The following is a 21,609-nucleotide window of genomic DNA, read 5'->3' as shown; positions in this document are numbered from 1 at the left end:
CCGTCTTTTTCTATTCCTGGAGCCTTAGTTTCACTTACGGTTGGAAGCTGGTTTTCATCCCCGAAGGATTCCCCTTGGCCTGCCCCCATCCAAACATCCAGTCCGTCCCCTCGTCCCGCTTTCCTGCGTAACGTTCACTAACTAAATCTCAATTTTTATACCAATCCTCACTCCACCTTCTCGCCCATATACAGCAAAGTTCCATCCTCCAGCTTAGAAAACTTAGATAAAAACTCATCATAAGCGATCCAGCTTTCTCTGGGATAATTTGCATGGGACATATCCCTTACACTGCCTACGATCAGCATGGGTATCCGTTTCTTGTTCAGATATACATAATAACTGATTTCACCGCATTTATATTGTCTGGGTTTCTCGTCCAAATCGTAGAGTTTCATCAGGTTTTCCAGAAAATCAGCAATATCCTTTGTCACCTTATATTCCAGATAACCTTGTTCCCTGTCCGCGCACAGCCAGTCGCTTTCTCCGAATAAAAACAGATAGGGTACAGGCGGGTCAATGGATTTTGGAAGCGGTACTTCGTGACCCGGGTCTTTAAGGGCAGACCATGGGGATACGGCGGCAAAAATATCCGGCGCCTTCAGAGCCAGCTCGGAACTCATCATGCCTCCGCTGGACTGCCCGCAGGCATAGATTCTGGTCACATCTATCTCATGTCTGGATTTGACGTCTTCAATCATCTTTCTGATAAACGCCACATCATCGATTTTTTCGCCTTCATAAGAGCCATTCCAGAGAAGAAGGTTTTTCAGCCTGCCAGGACCCTGCTGATAAATGCCTGCTTCCGGAAAACATACGATAAAATCCCGTTCTTCCGCTACACAAGACATACCTGAGATGTCAAAAAATGCTTCCGCACTGCTGCCTCTGCCATGGTGTACGGTAACCAATGGCACCGGGCCGATCCCGGATTTCACCCGTTCCGGCACATACTCATACCAGACCCTGGTGAAACCGTCGACTTCTATGGTATGGCGGACTGCACCATACTCTTCGGGATTCTTGTTATAACGCAGGGCCTTTGCGCCGAAATTCCGGTGTCTCCTGGCTTTACCGATATATGACCACACTGCGTCAAAGATTTCTCTTGTAATTGTGCCTGAAAAATGATTGGTTATCCGAACCTGGGCGATCTGCTCTTCATTGATCTGGCTTTTCTTTATGCAGGTAACCGGCATATAAATTTCATCCGCAAAATGACTGGAGTAAACTTCTTCATCCGAGTTATTCTGCTTTTTCCAATAGCTGCTCACTTCCCGGTTGCTGCCGGTATGATCTCCCCACAACATCCATACGGGAAGCTGGCACTTGGACGCGCTCACCACAAGCTCCACCTTTCCCATGTTCTCAGACTTGTGGGTCACTTCCGCATTGAGCATCGCCTTATCCGTCAGGTCGCCAAATGTGGCCAGCCCCGACCATTCGCTGGTCATCTTCATCACTGCCTGCTGGGCAATTACCGCCCCGTCCCCGATGCCAACAGCATAGACATTATCCTGAATCACCACATAATTCTTTCTGGACTGGATTTCGACATAAACCTTGTTCATATAATCCGCGTCTAATCCGTCATCATTCCATTTCCTATTTTCCGGAACAAGAAGGTGGAGAAATACGTTTTCCCGGTCTGCGAAATCCAACCAGAAACCGTCTTCCAAAAACTGCTCCGGTGAAATCCCGGAGGGCGGCGCGATGATCACACAGTTTTTATCGTATTCCAACCCTGGAGTGAGATAAGTTAAAAATACACGGGTTTTTCCACGGATTTCCACAGTTTCCTCATAGAGGCCTGAAAAAAGGCATCGGTTCATATTCGTTTTGTCTATTGGAAAACTGCTCTTATCTTCCGGGAACTTTTTTATTGTCTGCATTTGCATTTCCTCCTTGTCTGCTTAGTGTAACGGGAATACGGTCATAATCCATCCCACTGAAATTACACACAGAATAACAGCCGGTAAAATGGATTGTTTTATCAATGACTTCAGGTCATACCCACCGCCAGCCATACACATGGGAATGGCAGGTGTGGACATGGGCGTCATAAAGGAACTAAGACATGCCGCCTGCACTAAAATAATGATGCCCACAGGGTTTGCGTTCATCGCCTTGCAGGCCAGAATCGCGATAGGAATAAATACGATCATAACCGTACGGTTCATCATAATCTGAGTTAACAAAAACGGTACAATAAAGAATACGAACCCAATTAAATACGGATTGCTGAGCTTATCTGCGAAATTAGCCAAAATACCTCCGATCACTTCTCCCGCGCCTGTTTCTGTCAACGCTCCGCCCATGGAAAGAGCGCCTACAAACAGAAATCCCATCGGCCAGTTGATGGCTGAAACCGCTTCTTTTTCAGATAATACTCCGAATAAAACCATTGCCAGAGCGCCAGTCAGACAGATTACCCAGGTTTCGATTCTGAGTGTGCGCTGTAAAATCAATGCGAGCGTAACCAGAATGAAAATCAGATAACCGCTTCTTTCCTTAAAAGGAGAAAGGGCTTCTTTTGCATCCTTTCTGGCTTCGAGGGCTGTCATTTTAATCACAGGTTCATCCGGCGCGAACTTAGGAGCCAGGAAAATACAGTACAAGGCAATGGCGATCAGCATAGGAAGTCTGGCTTTCATTGGATCTGTCAGAGCTACCGTATAGGCTGTATAACTATTTGCCTCCAGATATCCGTTTAGTTCGGCAAACTGGGTCGCCCCGCTTCCAAGCGGTAAGGTGGATATCGTAGAAATACAGGTAATCGCCAGCGGAAACAGCACTTTTGAAGGGTTGATCTTCAGTTCCGCACAGCTTGCAATCATCATCGGCGCCATAATTCCGAACACTACCAAGGAACTCTGAATGAATTGGGACAAAATGATGGAGATCAGTATGTATCCGAACATGATTTTCGTTAACGAGCCTTTGGCTATGCTGTTCACACTGGATGCACATTTCTTCACAAACTGGGTTCTGTTAAATCCTGCTGCCACTACAAACATGGACATCATCATGATACCGTTGCTGTTTCCAAAATAAGAAACCGCGGTTTTCGGGTCCAGACACCCGGTTAAAACAAATGCAGTCATACTGATCATGGCCGTCAATCCCATCGGCAGCTTTCCTATGATATAACTGGCTGTTGTTATAATACAAATGATAATACATATTGTTAAATGATTCATTTCTTAATGGTTCCCCCTTAATCTTTTGTTAAATAAACCGGCACACATGGTCCACCGCAATGTCGGAAAATCCATATGCCTCCGCCTTTGTCATCTTACCATTACAGATATTTTCAATAACTCCCAGCAGATCATTTCCACTTTCTTGAATGGTCTTAGTTCCTTTGATGATTCCGCTTAAATCCACATCCATGTTATCTTCCATATTTTTATAGGTTTCAGCGTTGGCTGTTACTTTAACGACCGGTACAATGGCATTGCCCGTAGGCGTTCCCCTTCCGGTGGTGAATACAACCACATTACAGCCTGCCGCCACCATTGCGGTGACTGATGAAATGTCATAACCGGCAGTGTCCATAACCAGAGCTCCTGACTTTGTCGGGCGCTGCGCCTGCTCCAGCACTTCCACAATCGGCCTGGTTCCGCCTTTTCTGATACATCCCAGGCTTTTTTCATCGATGGTGGAAAGGCCGCCCGCTTTGTTGCCCGGCGTAGGCTGGCCGGTACGGCAGTCCTGGCCCACTTTCGACAAATGTTTCTCGTAATCTTCACAGATTTTGATAATCTGATTGTGGATTTCAGGTGTTGCGGCACGTTTTGCAAGAATATGTTCCCCGCCGATCCATTCGATGGATTCGCTCATCATGGCCGATGCGCCCAGATCTACCAAAAGATCGCTCAATTCACCAACAGCCGGATTGCTGGCAATGCCGGACGTGGTATCGGAACCTCCGCATTCAATTCCAAGCAGCAATTCTGAAATATCACAAAGCTCTTTTGGCTGCATAGCGGCTTCGGCCGCCATATCCCGGGCTGCCCGTACAGCCTTTTCAATGGTTTTTAACGTTCCCCCTTCTTCCTGGATTCCGAATGAGACCACCGGCTTGCTGGTCATGGCCTGAATCTTTTTCCGCAATTCCATATGCGGAACCGTTTCACACCCAAGACCGATGATTACAACACCGTATACATTCGGGTTGCAGGCAAAACCAGTCAAAACTTTCTGGGACATGGCCGTATTGGCCGCCACATCGGAACAGCCGGTATTAAAAATGATATTAACCGCGCCCCGGACCTGGCTTGCTACGATTCTTGAAGTTTCACTGCCGCAGGCGCAGGCCGGAAGGATCAGCACATGATTCCGTATTCCTGCACGCCCTTCTTTTCTTTTATATCCCCAAAACTGCATATTCTTACCGCCTTTCTTCGTTTTTACCTTTATGATGGAGCTTTAATTCTCTATTCTGAAGCGTTTTGATACACAAACTTTGATGCCCAAACTTTGCGTTGAACAGGCATGCGCTGAGAATTTCAGATTCTCAGCTAAAGTTCAAATTTGTGGCTCCGGCACATATTCGCTCTCATAGTCCCGGGGCACGCTGTAGATATTCAGATGAGAAACCCAGTGCCCTTTCTCGATTTTTTCTGAAGTCTTTCCAATCGTCTCCCCGTACTTAATGACCTGCGCCCCTTTTTCCAGCGTTTCAAGCGCTATCTTGTGGCAGTACGGGATCAACTCTTCTGCCGCCAGAGTGCGGATTTCCTCACCATGCCGGTATCTCACCTCTTCTCCTGCCTGGATTTCTTTTACACAGGTGACCACATTATCTGCGGCGTCTAATAAAATTGCATTCATCACCATGGACTGTCTCCCTTTCTCGTTTTTCTGAATTGCGGATGCGTTTACGTTCACCGCCCCCGCTGACGTGTCCGGCCAGTCCGCTGTGCCGTTCAAAAGGGCTGGCCGGACACGTCAGCGGGAGCGGTGAACTGTAACGCGGATGCTGCATCCTTTCATTCAGATAACATCTATACCTTTACAATATCATCCAAACATTATATAATCAAATTTATAGTTTTTATATTAATATAAATGGAGTTTATACATCATGCAGCAAGAGATGAAATACATCTATCAGATTTATGAAGACGGCAGTTTTTCCAAAGCCGCGGAACATCTATTCATAACACAGCCTGCCCTGAGCATTGCAGTCTCTAAGATTGAGGCCTCTCTCGGCATGGCCTTATTCGACCGGAGAAGGCATCCGTTACAGCCGACAGCGGCGGGTCAGGCCTATATCGATACCATTAAGAAGATTAAGATGCTGGAAGATGATCTGGAATGCCGGATCAATGATATGCGGGATTTGAATACAGGAACCATACGGATCGGCGGTTCCCACTATTTGAATGCCTATATACTGCCAAAGATTCTGGCTGATTTCAGCAGAGAGTATCCCGGCATCCGGCTGGAACTGGTTGAAAAGAGTTCCGGCATTCTGGCCGATATGCTTTCAGAACAGAATCTGGACCTGACCTTTAGCTGTAATGAAACATTTATCAAAGATTTCGAACGGTATCCGGCTTTTTGGGACACCATTCTTCTGGCGGTTCCCAGGGAATATGAGATTAACCAGCAGTTATCCCATCTCTCTCTTTCAGCCTCAGACATTATAAATAAAAAACACATGGATGAAGACTGCCCGTCCGTTTCTCTTACGGAATTCCGGGAATTGGAATATATTCTATTGAGTGAGGAGAATAATTTGTACGAACGTTCCATGAAGATGTTTAAAGATGCGGGATTCTCTCCCAGAATTAAGATGACGCTCTCCCAGTTGGTAACCGCTTATCACCTGGCTGCCGATCATTTTGCCGCGGCATTTATCAGTGACCGTTTGGTCCGGGACACCGCCGTTCCGCTGGTGTTTTATAAAATTAAATCGGAATATATTAACCGGTTATTTTATCTACTGATCCCTGACAGAAATTATACTTCTATGGCAGTTAAAGCGTTTATTCAGTATTTTTTATTAAATGTATAGGGGATAGTTTAGCTGCAGAATTGTGACTGAAGAATTTATATAAATAGACTTTCTTTGGACGTATTATTACAGATTTTAATGGATTCCGTAAAGCTTGGGGTGGCAGTTTTCTGTTTTTATTCAGCATTTGCTGCCATAGCCGATCTCCACCCGTTTCCGTCAGGAATCCTTGTTTTAATGCTTCAAGAAGAATCTGCCCGGCATACCGGCTTGGGCAGAATGATTCTTCCGACATATAATTTCCTAAGAATGTATCCTCCGTCAAGCTACAGAAATGCGGACAGACAATCACTGTCAAAAAAGTAACAGTTCAGACCTCTCTGAACTGTTACAAAAACTAAATCATTAGTCATTCAGATTCTTCTCCTCCTCATCCAGATTATACACAATATCTGCCCGGTACGCATCTAAGAGAAGTTCTTCTCTTTTTCCGCTGGAGATCAGTTCCCGTTCCGCCATCTGTTCCACTTTTCTTATATATTCGCCCGTCGTAAAATACCGCTTTTCTTCCGGGGCAGGCTGATACAGCTCTTTTCCATATCCTAATTTAGCGGCTTCCCGTGAAATGGCAATGGTTTTATACCTTTCCAGGCGTTCCTCTGTCTCTAAATGGTCAAAAGCCAGTCTGAAAACCATCGCCTGGTGGCTGATTTGGAAAAACTGCTCCGTTTCGATCACATCGGACAAACCCCAGCTTGTCTTTCCATCTGAGTACTGGATCAGCGCATCATAGGGCATCAACAGATAACTGGCAAACTGATCCGCCTCTCTCTCCGATCCTTCTTTATCTTCACCCATCCTCATTTCACAAACTACACGATGCATATTTTTCTCATACAGAGCATGATATAGCTCATGGGCAAGGGCAAACCTCTGTCTGCCATAGGAAGAGGCGGAATTGACACAGATGATGATATCGTCATTCACCCTGGTACACATGCCGCTTATCCGCTTTGAAAATGGGTACCGCACAATGGTTATGTTCTTTTCCCTCCATCCATTGACAAGGGCAAATATATCTATTGGGGAATAACTATCTACCCCCCATTCTCGTCTTAATTTTAACGCTAATGAATTAAGTTCCTGAGCTGATTTCATCTTTTTCCTCCATTAATTCATTCATATAGCAAAGGTTCCATGCAATCCTGTTGACGGCAGCGATACTCTGTATATCCTCCGCCAGAACAGAATTCGAACGGAAAGCAAAATGGAGAGGTAAATATTCGTCGCTTTCTCCCATCAGGTAACGGTCCGTACATCCAAATAAGCTGCATATCTTATCGATGAGAGAAACTGTTAAATTGCGCGTTCCGTTTTCCAGTTTTGTGATCATGCTCTGGTCAGTCTCTAAAAATTGAGCCAGTTGGTTTTGAGTGAGCCCGCTTTCTTTTCTCAATTCCTTTAAACGAATACTGGTCATTCTGTCCATGTACATTCCTCCTCGTATTCCCGTGCTTTCCATATAGTATTATTATAGTTCATGTTTGTCATATTTTCAATTATTTCATCATTTATTTTTATGACATACTTTATACGCAAAAAGCGGGGGTTTATCCCTTCCCCCGCTTTCCGTCCATCACCTTACAAAACACCACCCCCACCAGCGTGCTCAAACATGTGGCCGCCAGCGCCGGACCTACAATCGCTGTGGGATTCACGCTGCCGTACTGGCTTCTGTAGGCAATCATATTGATCGGTATTAATTGCAGGGATGAAATATTAATAATCAGAAATGTACACATCTCATTGCTGGCCATCCCCCGGGTGATATCCGATACCCCGTTCTCCCGCCTCTCCTCTTCCAGCTCCTCCAGCTTTTCCATGGCCTGAAGCCCGGCGGGGGTGGCCGCCCATCCCAGGCCCAGGATATTTGCGATCATATTCGTTGCTATGTATTCCCTGGAAGGGTGGTCGTTGGGGATTTTGGGGAATAAAAAATGAAGGATCGGGGACATTTTACGGGACATGACTTCGATCAGGCCCGAACCCTGGCCCACCTCCAGCACACCGGTCCAAAGTGACATGACCCCCAGCATGGTAATGCAAAGCGTGACCGCTTCTTTCGACGAATTAAGGGCCCCTTCCGTTACCGCATTCAGGTTCCCATGCAGCGCTCCCCATAAAATTCCAACAAGCATCATAAATGCCCATAAATAATTCAGCATAACCGCTCCACAAAAAAAGTGTTACTTTATGATATGCTCAAAAGTAACACTTCATGTAATTTATCCCTATGTTTTATGCGCACCGGCGTTTTAATTGCTTTTTAATTGCCCTTTATTTGCCCATGCCGTTTTCCAGATCACGGAGCATCACATCCATGGCCGTAATTCCGCCCTCTGCCAGATACCAGACCGTTGGGGTGAGATATACAATCCGGTCATTCTGGTAAGCGCTGGTTTTCTGAACCAGTTCATTGTCCATCACCTGCTCCGCCAGCTTCGCCCCCTCCGTATTGATGGCGGAATCCCGGTCCAGCACGAAAATGTACTCGGGATTTAAGGATACAAGGAGCTCGAAGGAAGATTCATTTCCATGAGTGGAATCCACGTTGTTGGCAAGATTGTTAAAGCCTATCTCATTGCCGATCAGGGAACAGCGGCTTCCATCGCCCAATGTATTGAAATTAGAGCTTGTAACCATGCCGATCACCGCAGTCTTTCCCTCTGCCTCTTTGGCAAGCGCCGCTATGCGTTCATCAAAACCTGCCAGCGTCTCCCGGGCCTTATCCTCTACTCCGAAAATGGATGCGATCATCAAAGAATTATCTTTTATGCTTTCAACCAGTCCGGTTTCATAATCTGTGGCTGTATATATAACCGGCGCGATTTCAGAAAGCTTGTCATACTGGCCGCTGAGGCGTCCGCCTATAAAAATGATGTCCGGCTCACTTGACATCAGCGCTTCCATATCCACTTCCTTCAAGGTTCCCAGGTTAACAATTTCTTCATTATTATTATAATCCATCAAATAGTCTATTTTTGAAGATTTGGGCATGCCCACTACCCGGTCCCCCAGACCCCAGTTATCCAGCATATCCAGAGCCGCCATGTCCAAAACAGCAACCCGTTCAGGATCATAAGGCACTTCCAGTTCAATCTTTTTATCCTCTCCGTTAAGGGACGTAACCTTTATGGTATCCGGTTTTTCCTCTGCTCCACCTGCGCTTTCTTCCGCATTTCCACCGTCAGCCACACTCTCTGCCAAATCGCTGATATCTGCTTGTCCTCCCTCTGTTCCTTCCATGTTTCCCTCCACGGCAGAAGGAATACCGGATGATAGTTCCGAACCTGCCGCTGCAGCCGGATCTTCTGTTTTCTGCCCTCCGCAGGCCGCCAGGGAAATTGACATTAACACTGCTCCAAATACCGTTACCATTTTTCTCATTTTACGAATTCTCCTTTCACTTTTGTTGTCCTTTTGTAACTGTTCAGACCTGTCTAACTGTTACGTCCTTTTAAACTGCCTTACCAGAAACATTTAATAATAAATCGACAACGGTTTCCCTTCAACTTCCTGAATCTCAAAATCCACCCGGTAAATCCGTGACAGATTCTCCTTTGTCATCACCTCTTCAACCGTACCGAACAGTTCCACCTTCCCGTCCACAAATGCGCAGACGTAATCCGAATAAAATGCCGCGTAATTGATTTCATGAAGGACTAAAATCACGGTTTTTCCCAGTTCGTCGCACAAACGGCGGACAATTTTCATCATATTGGTGGAATGGTAGATATCCAGGTTATTAGTGGGCTCGTCCAGCAGTATATATTCCGTATCCTGGGCGATTACCATGGCGATATAGGCCCTCTGGCGCTGTCCCCCGGATAATTCGTCGATAAACTGATCCTCAAATTCCTCCAGTTCCATATAAGAAATGGCCTTCTCCACAATCTCTTCATCTTCCGCCGTCAATCGGTTTCCGCTGTAGGGAAAACGGCCGAATGCGACCAGCTCCTTCACAGTCAGTTTCATTTGGATCTGGTTTGTCTGTGTCAGAATGGCCAGCCGTTTAGACAGTTCCCTGCTCTTCCATTTGGTGATGTCTTTTCCATCGAATTCAACCGTACCGCCGTCCCGGGCCACCAGACGGGAGATCATTCCCATCACGGTGGACTTTCCGGCTCCATTTGGCCCGATCATGGATATCACCTTTCCCTTGGGTATTTCGAAGCTGACCGAATCCACCACCGGCCTGCCGCCATATTTTTTAGTGAGATTTTTAATGAACATTTTATTCCTCCATGCCGGAGCAGTTTTTTGCGAAGGCGCGCGCTTAGAATTTCAGATTCTCAGCTGCGATTCAAATTTGTGGCTCCGGCACAAATTTGGGTGTGAAAAATAAGCCTTCAGGATTATTTTTCACACTATGCCTTCCTGTTGTTTAAAAGCAGATAAAGGAAATAAACTCCTCCGCCTACGGTGATAAATACGCTGACCGGCACGCTGTAAGTGAACACCTGCTCCACAAGCACCTGCCCTGCAACCAGAATCACCATGCCGATCAATGCCGATCCCGCAATCAGATAGCTGTGGCGGTAGGTTTTAAACAACTGCCTGGACAGGTTTGCAATGATAAGCCCCAAAAATGAAACCGGCCCCACCATAGCCGTCGCAATGGCGATAAACAGCGTCACCCCCAGCAGCAGACGGCGGATTGTCCGGTCATAATCCACCCCCAGATTCACCGCCTGGTCCCTGCCTAAAGTGATCACATTTAAAAGAGCCAGTTCTTTCCGCAAAGCCACAACGATCACTCCCATCAGCGCCAGGGAGAACAAAAGGATACCGGAATTGACATTGCTGAAACTGGCCACCAGCGACGCCAGAAGGGCATCGTATTCATTGGGGTCCATAACCCGGACCAGCGTAGTCTGTACACTGGTAAAAAATGTGGAAAGCACCGTTCCGGCCAGAAGCACATAGAGCACGTTATGCCTGGTCTTTTTAAACAAATAACTGTAAATCAGCGTTGCCGCCATCCCCATGAGCACCAGATCCACCGCAAAAGAAAAGTTGGCATTCCGGGCCAGCAGGCTTGAGGAGCCGAACACGAAAACCACGGCGGTATGTATCAGCCCATACAGCGAGTTCATCCCCAAAAGGCAGGGCGTCACGATGGTATTATTGATAATAGACTGAAAAACAATGGACGCGCTGCCGATACAAAATGCGGTTGTGATCATTACCAGCAGCTTGGGCACCCGGAGTTTCATCACATAATCAAAGTATTTCACGTTTACCTTAATGAGCAGGTAAAATGCCGCTGCAGCCAGCACCAGAAAGACCAGGCCTACGATCTTTTTCCTATTGGTATTTCCTATAACAGCCGTCATCCCTCTTCTCCTCCCGCCACAGTAAAGCTGACGCCGCAGCTTACCGGAGCTTTCATTTTAATCCGTTTCCGCCCATTTCCCAGACGGTAAATCAGCAGTCCGATAAATATCATGCTGCCGAGGATTCCCACAATCAATTCAATGGGGAGTTCATAAGGCGCAATCACAGTCCGCCCGATCATATCGCAGACCAGGACAAAGAGCGCCCCAAAAAGCGCCGTATCCGCCAATGTCCCCCTGATTTTATCCCCTTTAAACATGGAAACCACATTGGGGACAATCAGGCCAATGTAGGAAATGCTGCCCACCACCACGACCACGCTGGCCGTAATCAAAGCGGCTATACTCAGCCCCGCAAACATCACAACTTCATATCTGACCCCCAGATTTTTCGAAAAATCCTTTCCCATGCCCACGATGTTAAAATGATTCGCATAGACAAATGCCAGGATCACCAGCGGCACAGCCAGATAAACCAACTCGTATCTCCCCCTCAAAACCAGGGAAAAATGCCCTGTCAGCCAGGTGGAGAGCGCCTGTGTCATATCATATTTGTAGGCGAGATAACTGGTTAAACCTCCGATTACATTTCCGAACATGATCCCTACCAGCGGCACCATGACCACATCCTTAAATGTCACCCTCTGTATGAACCATACAAATGTCCATGTTCCTATGATTGCCGCAACAAATGCAAACAGCGCCCTTCCCCAAAGGGTGGAACCAGGCCAGAACAAAAGGGCTAAAAGGATGCCCAACTGGGCCGATGAAATCGTAGCTCCGGTGCTGGGAGACACAAATTTGTTCATGCAGAGCTGCTGCATGATCAGTCCCGCCACGCTCATTCCCACCCCGGTGCAGAGAATGGCCAGCAGACGGGGCAGACGGGAAACCAGCAGGATTTCAATCTGCCCAAAGTCCCCGTTCAATATGTTCACCAGGCTTAAATCCAGCACGCCCAGGAATAAGGACCAGACTGAAAGGATGAGAAGACAGACGGCTAAAACAATTGTGACCTTATATTTTTTCATCGTTTCCTCCGTTTTTCAAGTTAGCTAAAGCTAACTTATTGATAAAAAAAGTGCAGTACCATACCATACTGGACTTACGTGGTATCCACTGCGCGTTACAGAAGTATTTTGTCATATTAATTTCCAAATGTCAACATCCAAATAATACCTTTTTTCTCAATAAGATACTGTTATGTAACCGTTCAGACCTGTCTGAACGGTTACTATTTTTGCAAGCCATCAATAACTATTAGCCCAAACCGTATATTTGACTTCTTTTCATAACTTGATATACTATATGTAAAATCCATTTTCACCCCCAGCCGCTTCACCCCGGCATAAAGGAGTCCATATGAAAAGCAGTGTCCATAGTTTCCACATAAAAAGCACCATCGGCCAAAAAGGCTACGAACCATCTACAATCATGATCTACGTAAAAGACCGGGGAATTGTTCTGAAAGAATCTTCTATGGCAATCATCCATAGTGAAACCAGTATGATAATGGCCATAGAGTGTGTTTGAAAATTCATTTCCGTCATCTGCACGCCCCACTTTGCGGTATATTGGGGCCAAATTCAGGTTACATAGCCCGCTATGCGCCCTTCATTTGGCCCCAATCTCCCACAAACTGTGACGCACATCTGCCAGAAAGCAATTTTCAAACACACTCTAGGCAATGAAGCGGAACAGAACATGGACTTCGTTCCGCCCCCAGCCATTGCAGTAAATCCTCTCCGGAGAGGGATTATCGCCAACTATACCTTATCCGCTAAAATGTTCCGTTTTTATCTTCAAAAGGCCCTTGGAAATGACAGCGGTATCGTGAAACGGCTGCTGGCCGCCTTCCTTCCCAGGCCCAAAATAGCGGTCTGCGTTCCCGAACCTTTAACTGAAGTGGAGGAAAAGGCATTTTCCGACGTTTTCTACCAGGCAGGCGCAAAAGAAGTGGCCATAACCGAACTGTCATTTGACCAGGCCATTGCGTCCATGTCAGACAGCTATCCGGTTATCGTTGGTATTATCTGGAACGGCTGAATGGCCCCGTAGCTGATGATCTGAATGGCCGGGGCCGCCTCATATCCCGTTATTTCAGCCCAATATAAATGTGAATCTCCGCATTTTCCATATCCCCGTCCTGGTACTCTTCAAAATCACTTCCAAATGCACGGGGCAGGTCCATTTTCCAAAGTTCCTGCCAGAATTCCATAACCGCCTTCTGTACATGGCCTTTGACAATGAACCTGGCGTACTTACCGGCCGGAATCGTCTTCACAACGGTTCCTTCCGGCATGTCTTCTGCACGATTCACCTCACATGCAACCAGGAAGGTATAATCTGAGGTTTCATCCCCTTCATATTCGGTATAAATCCCCAGGGATCTGCCATTGGTTTTATCTTGAATACCTTCGTAAATACCGGCTCCATAAAATTTCTGCCACAGTCCGCCGATCACCATACCCATAGATTCATCGCCGTTATTGGTACGGGCTTCTAAGCCGACCACTGTTTTTTCTGCTAATTCTACGATTTCATAAGTCATATCATCTTCCTCTTTTCTTTTAATAGGCTGATCATATCACTTATAACATGACATCTGACTGTCATCATTCATATTTCCCCAGAATTTCCTTTGCAATTTCTGCTATCTTCCTCCGCACTTTAGGAGGAGAGATTAACTCCACCTTGTTTCCAAACGTGAGAAGCCACCCGATGCTACTTTCCACATCCATAAACCAGGAACGGAACAACAGCCTTCCGTCTTCCTGTACTTCAAAACTGTCCGGACCGTATTCTTCGATCAGGCGCCATTTAAAATCAGGCTCAAACAGAGCGGTCACTTCCACACCCGCCTGATAAAGGGTCTCCTTTTCAACCTTAAACTCGGGCAGTTCCCTGGGGACAAATACCTCTTCCATACATTCCAAATCCAAAATCCTGTTCAGCTTAAACATCCGGAAATCCTGTCTTTTCAGACAGTAACCCCAGACATACCAGGAAGACCACTGGAACACCAAAAGATAGGGTTCCATTTCCCGCCTGCTCTCCCCTTTCGGCGCATAATAGGTAAACCCGATCATCCGGTTCTCCTCAATCGCGGCCTGAATCAGTTCAATCTTGGGAGCCAATGAGGATTTATACCAGGAGGACAGATCGATGGCAATGTGGCTGTCCGACATCAGCACATTGGAATTGCCTGCGGAAAGCTTCTCCATCAACTGCTGATATTTCTTAGTCCCGCATACGCTGTCAAGGCTCCTGAGCCCGGCCAAAACCGCCCTCATATCAGAAGAGGTCAAAAGGGTCCTGTCGACTTTATACCCGTCCATGATGGAAATGCCCCCGTTTTGCCCCTGGGTGGTGACAATCGGTATTCCGGCTTTGCAGATCGCTTCGATATCCCGGTTGATCGTCCGCCTGGACACTTCAAATTTTTCCGCCAGATAAGGGGCGGTGACCTTTTCCTGCTGCAAAAGGATGGCGAGGATTCCGATTAAACGGTCTATTTTCATGACTTCTTCTCCCTTTATTGTATGTAAATATTACAAGTATTCCAATTCACTGAAACACTTCATAAACTCTTTTATGCCGTAGCCTTCAAATTCCACTTCGACCATCATGTCGTCTTCCCTGATGACGGTTCCTAATCCGTATTTTCTGTGCTTTACTTGTATATCAGCCGCCGTCCCGGCTCTTTCCGAACCTTTCCTCCCTCTCATTTCCACAATCTGTCTCTTCATCTCCTGAAGATTCACCGGCCCTTCGTTCTTTCCGCCTTCATCCTCAATCAAATGTCCCGGAATCCTGCGGATATAAGAACTGGCTTCCGGCTCCACCCGGTTATATCCTGGATTGATATAATAAGACAGTTCCAGCTGATCCTTCGCCCTTGTGATTCCCACAAAAAACAGCCTGCGCTCCTCGTCCTCTTCCTCCATCCCCTTCGTCCGCAGGGGAATCAGCCCATAGTTCACCCCTATGATGAACACATGGGAAAATTCCAGCCCCTTTGAGGCATGTAGGGTCATCAGCTTCACGGAATCCGCTTCACTGTTTATCTCCCGTTTAAGAATATTTATGCCATACAAGGCCGATGAATTGATAAAATCCCTCATCCCGTCTAAAAAATCCAAATGATTCTCCCGGACATATTCCAGAATTATCTCCATCAGCGTACAGACCGCATTTTTATTCTCCTGATAAGCCGCCGACGCGGGATGGAGATACCGGTCAAATTCAAAATGTGTATACAGCGCCGAAACATCACGGCATTCTCCGCACAGCTCCTTAAAATCCAGCATCCGGCAGAGCAGAGGCGATTTTTCCCTGTCCTTTTCCCCTATCATCCTTCCCGCCTCTTTTACCGAAACATGTTCCCCAAATTCTTTATTGCTGAGGGCATAGACCCCGGATGTCCGGTCCTCAGGATTTAAGGAATACCGGAACACCTTCATCACCCAGTTGAGCACAGGGATATCCTGAATCGTTTTTTTCAGGGACACCTCAAATGGAATTTCATTTCTCCCAAACACATCTTCCAGAATCTGGGACTGGTTCTGAAGCCGGTAAAAAATCGCAATTTCCTTATATGGGATTCCGCTTTCATGAAGTTCTCTTATCCGGTCCGCCAGATAACCGGCTTCGCTGAATGGGTCATAATGGCGTTTCACCAGAATTTTCCCGCCGCTCTCCCGGATTCCGGCCAGGCCGGAGCCGGTCTGCTGAAAGCACCGGGCCGCTTCTAAGATCAAGCTGCTGGAACGGTAATTGATGGGCAGGGACAGTTCCTTTGCCTGATAGCATTTTTTCAGGGTATAGAACACATTCAGCACGCTTCCCCGCCAACTGTAGATCACCTGGTTCGGGTCCCCCACAGCAAACAGCCTGGCCCCGTTCCGTTTCATCCTGTCGATGAATTCCATCTGCATTTCATCGCTGTCCTGAACCTCATCCAGAATAATCCATTGGAATTTGACCGGGGAATCATCCAGCAATTGGGTTGTATAAAAGAGCAGATCAAAAAAACTCATCTTGTTTTGTTTTATTTTCTCCTCTTTCAGAAGTCTCACAAGGGTAAACAAATCGTCTTTATACCTGGAAACCTTCTTTTCCTCATCCCGGACCGCCACTGCCTGTTCCAGCCGCTTTTTCAGCCTGTTTTTGTATTTAATATTCAATTTTTCCCGCAAAATCACTTCCAGAGCCAGATCCATCTCCTCATCCGGCTCGATGACCTGGAATTCCTTCGTATATCCCAGCGTTTCCACAGGCAGAACGCTCCTAAGCATCCACAAAGCCACACTGTGAAAGGTTCCGAATCCACAAAGTTCCTCAGAAATGACGTTGTTATCCACATTTATCAGCCGTTCTCTGATCTCATTTGCCGCCTTATTAGTAAATGTCAGCACAACCATGTCCTTATAACTGATCTGCTTCACATAATGAAGATACAGGATTTTACCGATCAGCACCGTGGTTTTACCGCTGCCCACATTGGCCTTCACCACACAGGCGTCGCTATCGTCCAAAACGGCCTCTTTTTGGTATGGATTCAGCCGTTCCAGCTCTTTCTCGTACTCCGTCCAAATACTTTCCACACGATCCCCCTACTCCGTAAGATTCTCATATCGTTTTACAAGTTTATCCTTCACATCGTTTCTGTCCTTCCCGTCTTCTTCCACCCGGACCTCCAGCCGCAGATTTCCAGGCGCATCCGAATAAAAACCGATGATATTGAGAAGGCTTTTCCGGTTAGTTTCCTCCAAAATCCATTCCTTATAAAATGGACTGCTCAAAACCAGAACCAGCGTATTCCCCTCTGTTTCCACATCCTGAACCGCGCTCAAAAATGCGGCAAAGGATTCTCCGCTTTCCTGCAGATAAGAACAGAATTCCTCCCATTTTTCCCTCAATTCCATAAACTGAAAGGGCTTTTTAATAAATGTAGCCGGAGCGTATTCAGCCTCCTTTATATTCTCAGGCGCTTTCGATTCCTCCAAAAGGTTTTTTAGCCCCCACAAAACCAGGGATTTATCCAGCCGGAAATCTCCGATGCAGGCGGCGCAGCCTTTTTCACACCGGCATCCGCCCACCATTTGAACCGCATTTGCAAGAATCTGCGGCAGAAGGTCAAATATCTTTTCCGCATATCCAAGGCCGCCGATATATTTATCATAGATGAACAGCTTTGCTTCATAACCGCCCGTGGAGCTTAAATCCAGCGCATCCTGGGACATGACCGTTCCGATGTCTTCCTGCTCCGTCATGGTCGCCATCATGGCCGCATTTTTTATGGCGTAACACAGGCCCTCAAAATGGTTGTTCCAGACCATCTGCCCGCCAGGGCTTTCCTTCAAAATGCTTCTGAAAACCCGGGCCACATTGTCGGGAATCCTGATCCAGGTGCTTTCCGTATCAAATGCCTTCGACAAAGGCCGTTCCAACTGTTCAAATCCCAGGTTCTGGTGGTTATGGAACTGAAGCTTTTTAAACATATGAACCATATCATTTACATTTACATCCCCAAATGATGCCTTAATCCGCTTATAATCCAGGCTTTTCTGCTCTTTGATCACCCGGATATCCGTAATTCCCCCCGGCAGGGTATAATAATTTCCCTTAAATGGGACCGCAAATGCAGTTTTGCTCTCCAGATCCAGTTTCACCACCTGATACTGGTTCCCATCGTGCATATAGACCGCCCCCCGGTGAATTTCCCGGAAGGCCTGCATCTCGTCCATCTCCGTGATCTCCCTGTCATTTTCCTGATTGATCAGCTTATACCTGGCCTTGTCGATATTTCTCAAGCTGAAGTCCCCGGCCGGAAAGGAGCTGCCGCTCCAGGCAAATCTCCCGTTCTGACCGCTAAGTTCCTTGGCCCGGATCAGCACCGGAATCGTTTCCCCCAGATCGGGAAATACGGCGATATCATCCAAAGTCAGCGGAATTTCCGCCGCCGCCGCCCGGATATGGGCCAGCTCGATCAAAAGATTGTTCTTATCGATCACCGCGCTTTCGCTCTGCCCTTCAAACAGCCAGTCGGGATTGACCGCAATGTACTGGTCAAAAGGCTGGTTGTCCAAAATCAGATAATTAAAACACCTGGTCTGGTTTCTTCCCGCCCGTCCCGTCTGCTGCCAGAAAGAGGCCCTTGTTCCCGGATAGCCCACCAGGATGGTGGTATCGATTTTTCCAATATCAATTCCCAGTTCCAGCGCATTGGTGGAAATCAGGCCGGACAGCTCGCCTGATATCATTTTCCGCTCGATTTCCTTTCTCTCCAAAGGTGTGTAGCCGCCCCGGTAACCGGAAATCTTATCCCCCATGGACTGCCCAAAAAAGCTTTCCGTCTCCAGTTTGTCTCTGGCCTCTTTTAAAACCACCTCCACATTTCTCCTGGACTTTGCAAATGCGATGAAACTGTGGCGGTTCTCCACCAGATCGGGGATCATTTCCGCGGCAACCGTGGCCGTCTGCACCTGCCCGTAATACCGCTTCCCCTTCCCCATGATCTTCGGGGGCTGGATCAGCGCATAGCTCCGCTCCGCCGCCGGCGAGCCGTCATTTGCGATCTGTTCAAACTTCCGTCCGCAGATTTCCTCCGCCAGTTCCAGCGGATTCGCGATGGTAGCCGAACTGCATAGATACTGGGGCGAGGAATGGTAATACCTGCAAACCCGTCCCAGACGCCTGAAAACATTGGCCAGATGGGAGCCAAACGCCCCTCTGTATGTATGAAGTTCATCAATCACAACGAATTTCAGGTTGGAGAAGATAAAATCAAACCCGTATTTGCTGTGATTCGGCAGAAATGCGCCGTTAATCATTTCCGGATTGGTCAAAATGATATTGGCATTTTTCCTGATCCTGCCCCTCTCCCCCACCGGCGTATCCCCATCATAAACGCCCACAGAAACCCTGTTTTCCCCAAAATACTCCACATACGGAGCCATAGCCCGGTACTGGTCGCTGGCAAGGGCTTTGGTCGGATAGATAAAAACCGCCCTGGAACTGGGGTTTTTTAGAATTTCCTGTAACACCGGAAGGAGAAAGCCCAGCGTCTTTCCGCTGGCGGTCGAAGTGGTGATTACCAGATTTTTCCCCTCCATGGCCTCTTCAAACATGCGGGCCTGATGGGAATACAGGCCGGTGAAGCCATGTGTTTCAAGGTAATTTTTGATTTCCGCTGAAAGGCCGGGAGGGTAGGGGGCGTAGTCTGCGGGCCTTGAAGGGATTGTTTTTTTGTATATGATTAAGTCTTTGATATCCATAAAAGCCTCCTTGCGGGAGCGTTTTTTATACCGTTGCTCCTTTGAGTTGATTTCTTAGATTATACTATATTTTTTACATGAAGGGGGAAGGGATTTTGCGAAATAGCTTCACCCTTTACTTTAAAGGGCCAAGGGATTTTGCAAAATGGCTTCACCCTTTACTTTAAAGGGCCAAGGGATTTTGCGAAATGGCTTCACCCTTTACTTTAAAGGGTCAAGGGATTTTGCGAAATGGCTTCACCCTTTACTTTAAATTTCGCAAAATCCCTTCCCCCTTCATGTAAATATCCATAAAGTCACTTTCATTTACCGAAATCTATGATATAATGTCCCCTGGTAACTCTCACTCTCTCCGGCATGCAGGAACCACCAGCTTTTCCCCATGTCCGGAATCCCATAAAAATAACATTCTAATAAAAAACAACCTATATAAAAATACTAAATACCCATAAAAAGAAAGGTTCCCCCTATGCAAAGAGACTTAACCCAAGGCCCAATCACCGGCACCATGCTGCGATTTGCTCTGCCCATGATTGCCGGAAATCTACTTCAGCAATTCTACAATATCGCCGACACCCTGATTGTAGGCCGTTACCTCGGCGTCCAAGCTTTAGCTGCCGTAGGCGCAGCCTATACGCTGATGACCTTCCTCACCTCCATCCTTCTGGGGCTCTGCATGGGAAGCGGCGCTGTCTTCTCCCTCAGGTTTGGCGAGAAAAATGAAAAAATTCTCAAGCGCTCTATTTTCATCTCATTTGTCCTCATCGGTACAGTGGCCCTTGTTTTAAATGCCGCCGTATTTTTATTCATCGACCCCATCATGGGACTGCTCCATGTTCCCATGGAAATATACGGGCTTATGAGAAATTATTTATGGACTATATTTTGCGGAATCATCGCGGTCTTCTTGTACAATTACTTCGCCAGCCTGCTCCGCGCTGTAGGCAATTCTTTGATTCCCCTGTTATTCCTGGGAATTTCCGCAGTTCTCAACATTGCCCTGGACCTGCTTTTTGTTTTGGTCTACGGCTGGGGCGTTTCCGGCGCAGGCGCAGCTACGGTAATATCCCAGTTTGTCTCCGGCATCGGTATCTGTATCTACACACTCATCAAAATGCCGGAATTCCGCATCAATAAAACACATATGAAATTTGACAGCAGGGTTTTAAAGGAAATAGCCGGATTCTCCTTTTTGACCTGCGCCCAGCAGTCTGTCATGAATTTCGGAATCCTGATGGTTCAGGGACTTGTAAACAGTTTCGGCGCCTCTGTTATGGCCGCGTTTGCCGCCGCCGTCAAGATCGATTCTTTTGCCTATATGCCTGTACAGGACTTTGGAAATGCCTTTTCCACCTTTATCGCCCAAAACTACGGCGCAGGCAAACACGATAGGATTAAGAAGGGAATCAGAAGCGCGGTTAAAACTTCCATCCTGTTCTGCCTTATCATTTCATTTATAGTCTGCGTATTTGCAAAAGAGCTGATGCTCATATTCATCCAGCCCCAGGAAACCGAAATCCTGGCGGTGGGCGTTCAGTATCTGCGGATTGAAGGGGCCTTCTACTGCGGAATCGGCTGTCTGTTCCTTCTCTACGGCCTCTATCGTGCAGTACGAAAACCGGAAATGTCCGTGATCCTCACGGTTATATCCTTGGGCACCAGAGTAATTCTGGCCTACGTCCTGTCTGCGATTCCGGCCATTGGAGTCGCTGGAATCTGGGCAGCGGTGCCTATTGGGTGGATTCTGGCGGATTTGACGGGATTTTTGTATTATAAATTGAGATTTAATTAGTGAAAGTTACGCAGAAAAGCGGGACGAGGGAACGGAGGTGGAATTGGATGTTTGGAGGCGGCCATGGGGAGCGGAATCCGTCGGTGATGAAAACCGACTTCCAACCGTAAGTGAAACTAAGACTCCAGGGATGAAAAAAGACGGTCCGATGCCCATTCACGGTAAACTCTTTATGGG

18 protein-coding genes and 2 pseudogenes are annotated in these 21,609 nt (G+C 47.1%); 4 read left to right on the top strand and 16 right to left on the bottom strand.

Annotated features, from left to right (window positions below; all coding sequences use genetic code 11):
• Positions 1–167: 167 nt before the first annotated feature.
• The 4 genes from GPL15_RS06150 to GPL15_RS06135 form a co-directional block, all read right to left on the bottom strand.
• The gene (locus GPL15_RS06150) at positions 168–1,892 is read right to left on the bottom strand and encodes a PHB depolymerase family esterase (protein ID WP_215697051.1); all 1,725 of its coding nucleotides are present in this window, start codon (positions 1,890–1,892) and stop codon (positions 168–170) included.
• Between the two features lie 21 nt (positions 1,893–1,913).
• Positions 1,914–3,200: an SLC13 family permease gene (locus GPL15_RS06145; protein ID WP_215697050.1), complete on the bottom strand. Its 1,287-nt coding sequence runs from the start codon at positions 3,198–3,200 to the stop codon at positions 1,914–1,916.
• Positions 3,201–3,228: 28 nt separating this feature from the next.
• Positions 3,229–4,389 carry a UxaA family hydrolase gene (locus GPL15_RS06140; protein WP_215697048.1) on the bottom strand — a complete coding sequence of 387 codons (1,161 nt, stop codon included), beginning with the start codon at positions 4,387–4,389 and terminating at the stop codon, positions 3,229–3,231.
• 141 nt (positions 4,390–4,530) lie between these two features.
• A complete protein-coding gene (locus GPL15_RS06135; RefSeq protein WP_215697046.1) occupies positions 4,531–4,842 on the bottom strand; it encodes a UxaA family hydrolase in 312 nt (103 codons plus the stop codon).
• Positions 4,843–5,089: 247 nt separating this feature from the next.
• On the opposite strand from GPL15_RS06135, the gene GPL15_RS06130 reads away from it, so the two are divergent.
• Complete coding sequence (locus GPL15_RS06130) at positions 5,090–6,025, top strand: LysR family transcriptional regulator (protein ID WP_215697044.1); 936 nt, start codon at positions 5,090–5,092, stop codon at positions 6,023–6,025.
• Positions 6,026–6,370: 345 nt separating this feature from the next.
• Here GPL15_RS06130 and GPL15_RS06125 read toward each other — a convergent pair whose 3' ends face one another.
• The 8 genes and pseudogenes from GPL15_RS06125 to GPL15_RS27925 all read right to left on the bottom strand — a co-directional run bounded on the left by GPL15_RS06125 (position 6,371) and on the right by GPL15_RS27925 (position 12,989).
• Positions 6,371–7,123: an ImmA/IrrE family metallo-endopeptidase gene (locus GPL15_RS06125; RefSeq protein WP_215697042.1), complete on the bottom strand. Its 753-nt coding sequence runs from the start codon at positions 7,121–7,123 to the stop codon at positions 6,371–6,373.
• Positions 7,101–7,454 (bottom strand): helix-turn-helix transcriptional regulator, encoded by a 354-nt coding sequence (locus GPL15_RS06120; RefSeq protein WP_215697040.1) that lies wholly within the window; start codon positions 7,452–7,454, stop codon positions 7,101–7,103. Before GPL15_RS06120 ends, GPL15_RS06125 begins: the two co-directional genes overlap by 23 nt.
• Before the next feature lie 121 nt (positions 7,455–7,575).
• A complete protein-coding gene (locus GPL15_RS06115) occupies positions 7,576–8,190 on the bottom strand; it encodes a nucleoside recognition protein (protein WP_215697038.1) in 615 nt (204 codons plus the stop codon).
• 112 nt (positions 8,191–8,302) lie between these two features.
• Positions 8,303–9,412: an ABC transporter substrate-binding protein gene (locus GPL15_RS06110; RefSeq protein ID WP_215697036.1), complete on the bottom strand. Its 1,110-nt coding sequence runs from the start codon at positions 9,410–9,412 to the stop codon at positions 8,303–8,305.
• A gap of 93 nt (positions 9,413–9,505) precedes the next feature.
• Positions 9,506–10,258, bottom strand: a complete 753-nt coding sequence (locus GPL15_RS06105) for an ATP-binding cassette domain-containing protein (protein WP_215697034.1) — start codon at positions 10,256–10,258, stop codon at positions 9,506–9,508.
• Positions 10,259–10,392: 134 nt separating this feature from the next.
• Complete coding sequence (locus tag GPL15_RS06100; RefSeq protein WP_215697032.1) at positions 10,393–11,361, bottom strand: iron chelate uptake ABC transporter family permease subunit; 969 nt, start codon at positions 11,359–11,361, stop codon at positions 10,393–10,395.
• Positions 11,358–12,392 carry an iron chelate uptake ABC transporter family permease subunit gene (locus GPL15_RS06095; protein ID WP_215697030.1) on the bottom strand — a complete coding sequence of 345 codons (1,035 nt, stop codon included), beginning with the start codon at positions 12,390–12,392 and terminating at the stop codon, positions 11,358–11,360. Before GPL15_RS06095 ends, GPL15_RS06100 begins: the two co-directional genes overlap by 4 nt.
• A gap of 408 nt (positions 12,393–12,800) precedes the next feature.
• Positions 12,801–12,989: pseudogene (locus tag GPL15_RS27925) on the bottom strand (DUF6783 domain-containing protein).
• On the opposite strand from GPL15_RS27925, the pseudogene GPL15_RS27920 reads away from it, so the two are divergent.
• Both GPL15_RS27920 and GPL15_RS06085 read left to right on the top strand, forming a co-directional pair.
• Positions 12,951–13,052 (top strand): annotated as a pseudogene (locus GPL15_RS27920) (DUF6783 domain-containing protein); the annotation flags it as partial. The pseudogenes GPL15_RS27925 and GPL15_RS27920 overlap by 39 nt on opposite strands.
• A 13-nt stretch (positions 13,053–13,065) precedes the next feature.
• On the top strand, positions 13,066–13,407 hold the full coding sequence (locus tag GPL15_RS06085) for a rod shape-determining protein (RefSeq protein WP_215697026.1): 342 nt from the start codon (positions 13,066–13,068) through the stop codon (positions 13,405–13,407).
• A 49-nt stretch (positions 13,408–13,456) separates the two neighbouring features.
• On the opposite strand, the gene GPL15_RS06080 is transcribed toward GPL15_RS06085, so the two are convergent.
• The 4 genes from GPL15_RS06080 to GPL15_RS06065 all read right to left on the bottom strand — a co-directional run bounded on the left by GPL15_RS06080 (position 13,457) and on the right by GPL15_RS06065 (position 19,640).
• Positions 13,457–13,912 (bottom strand): GyrI-like domain-containing protein, encoded by a 456-nt coding sequence (locus tag GPL15_RS06080; protein WP_215697024.1) that lies wholly within the window; start codon positions 13,910–13,912, stop codon positions 13,457–13,459.
• Positions 13,913–13,976: 64 nt separating this feature from the next.
• Positions 13,977–14,882 (bottom strand): YafY family protein, encoded by a 906-nt coding sequence (locus GPL15_RS06075; protein WP_215697022.1) that lies wholly within the window; start codon positions 14,880–14,882, stop codon positions 13,977–13,979.
• Positions 14,883–14,912: 30 nt separating this feature from the next.
• Positions 14,913–16,967 carry an ATP-dependent helicase gene (locus tag GPL15_RS06070; RefSeq protein ID WP_346344905.1) on the bottom strand — a complete coding sequence of 685 codons (2,055 nt, stop codon included), beginning with the start codon at positions 16,965–16,967 and terminating at the stop codon, positions 14,913–14,915.
• 9 nt (positions 16,968–16,976) lie between these two features.
• On the bottom strand, positions 16,977–19,640 hold the full coding sequence (locus tag GPL15_RS06065; protein ID WP_215697020.1) for a DEAD/DEAH box helicase: 2,664 nt from the start codon (positions 19,638–19,640) through the stop codon (positions 16,977–16,979).
• A gap of 469 nt (positions 19,641–20,109) precedes the next feature.
• Between GPL15_RS06065 and GPL15_RS06060 the strand changes: the two genes are divergently transcribed.
• Complete coding sequence (locus GPL15_RS06060; RefSeq protein ID WP_215697017.1) at positions 20,110–21,432, top strand: MATE family efflux transporter; 1,323 nt, start codon at positions 20,110–20,112, stop codon at positions 21,430–21,432.
• Positions 21,433–21,609 lie beyond the last annotated feature (177 nt).

The sequence above is a fragment of the Clostridium sp. MCC353 genome (genome assembly GCF_018785315.1).
GTDB lineage: Bacteria > Bacillota > Clostridia > Lachnospirales > Lachnospiraceae > CHH4-2.
This window is presented reverse-complemented; position numbering and strand designations above follow the sequence as displayed.

Bases quoted from the DNA above. Each gene is read 5' to 3' on its own strand.
- GPL15_RS06150 (WP_215697051.1), bottom strand. From the start codon at position 1,892: ATGCAGACAATAAAAAAGTTCCCGGAAGATAAGAGCAGTTTTCCAATA.
- GPL15_RS06145 (WP_215697050.1), bottom strand. From the start codon at position 3,200: ATGAATCATTTAACAATATGTATTATCATTTGTATTATAACAACAGCC.
- GPL15_RS06140 (WP_215697048.1), bottom strand. From the start codon at position 4,389: ATGCAGTTTTGGGGATATAAAAGAAAAGAAGGGCGTGCAGGAATACGG.
- GPL15_RS06135 (WP_215697046.1), bottom strand. From the start codon at position 4,842: ATGGTGATGAATGCAATTTTATTAGACGCCGCAGATAATGTGGTCACC.
- GPL15_RS06130 (WP_215697044.1), top strand. From the start codon at position 5,090: ATGCAGCAAGAGATGAAATACATCTATCAGATTTATGAAGACGGCAGT.
- GPL15_RS06125 (WP_215697042.1), bottom strand. From the start codon at position 7,123: ATGAAATCAGCTCAGGAACTTAATTCATTAGCGTTAAAATTAAGACGA.
- GPL15_RS06120 (WP_215697040.1), bottom strand. From the start codon at position 7,454: ATGGACAGAATGACCAGTATTCGTTTAAAGGAATTGAGAAAAGAAAGC.
- GPL15_RS06115 (WP_215697038.1), bottom strand. From the start codon at position 8,190: ATGCTGAATTATTTATGGGCATTTATGATGCTTGTTGGAATTTTATGG.
- GPL15_RS06110 (WP_215697036.1), bottom strand. From the start codon at position 9,412: ATGAGAAAAATGGTAACGGTATTTGGAGCAGTGTTAATGTCAATTTCC.
- GPL15_RS06105 (WP_215697034.1), bottom strand. From the start codon at position 10,258: ATGTTCATTAAAAATCTCACTAAAAAATATGGCGGCAGGCCGGTGGTG.
- GPL15_RS06100 (WP_215697032.1), bottom strand. From the start codon at position 11,361: ATGACGGCTGTTATAGGAAATACCAATAGGAAAAAGATCGTAGGCCTG.
- GPL15_RS06095 (WP_215697030.1), bottom strand. From the start codon at position 12,392: ATGAAAAAATATAAGGTCACAATTGTTTTAGCCGTCTGTCTTCTCATC.
- GPL15_RS06085 (WP_215697026.1), top strand. From the start codon at position 13,066: ATGGACTTCGTTCCGCCCCCAGCCATTGCAGTAAATCCTCTCCGGAGA.
- GPL15_RS06080 (WP_215697024.1), bottom strand. From the start codon at position 13,912: ATGACTTATGAAATCGTAGAATTAGCAGAAAAAACAGTGGTCGGCTTA.
- GPL15_RS06075 (WP_215697022.1), bottom strand. From the start codon at position 14,882: ATGAAAATAGACCGTTTAATCGGAATCCTCGCCATCCTTTTGCAGCAG.
- GPL15_RS06065 (WP_215697020.1), bottom strand. From the start codon at position 19,640: ATGGATATCAAAGACTTAATCATATACAAAAAAACAATCCCTTCAAGG.
- GPL15_RS06060 (WP_215697017.1), top strand. From the start codon at position 20,110: ATGCAAAGAGACTTAACCCAAGGCCCAATCACCGGCACCATGCTGCGA.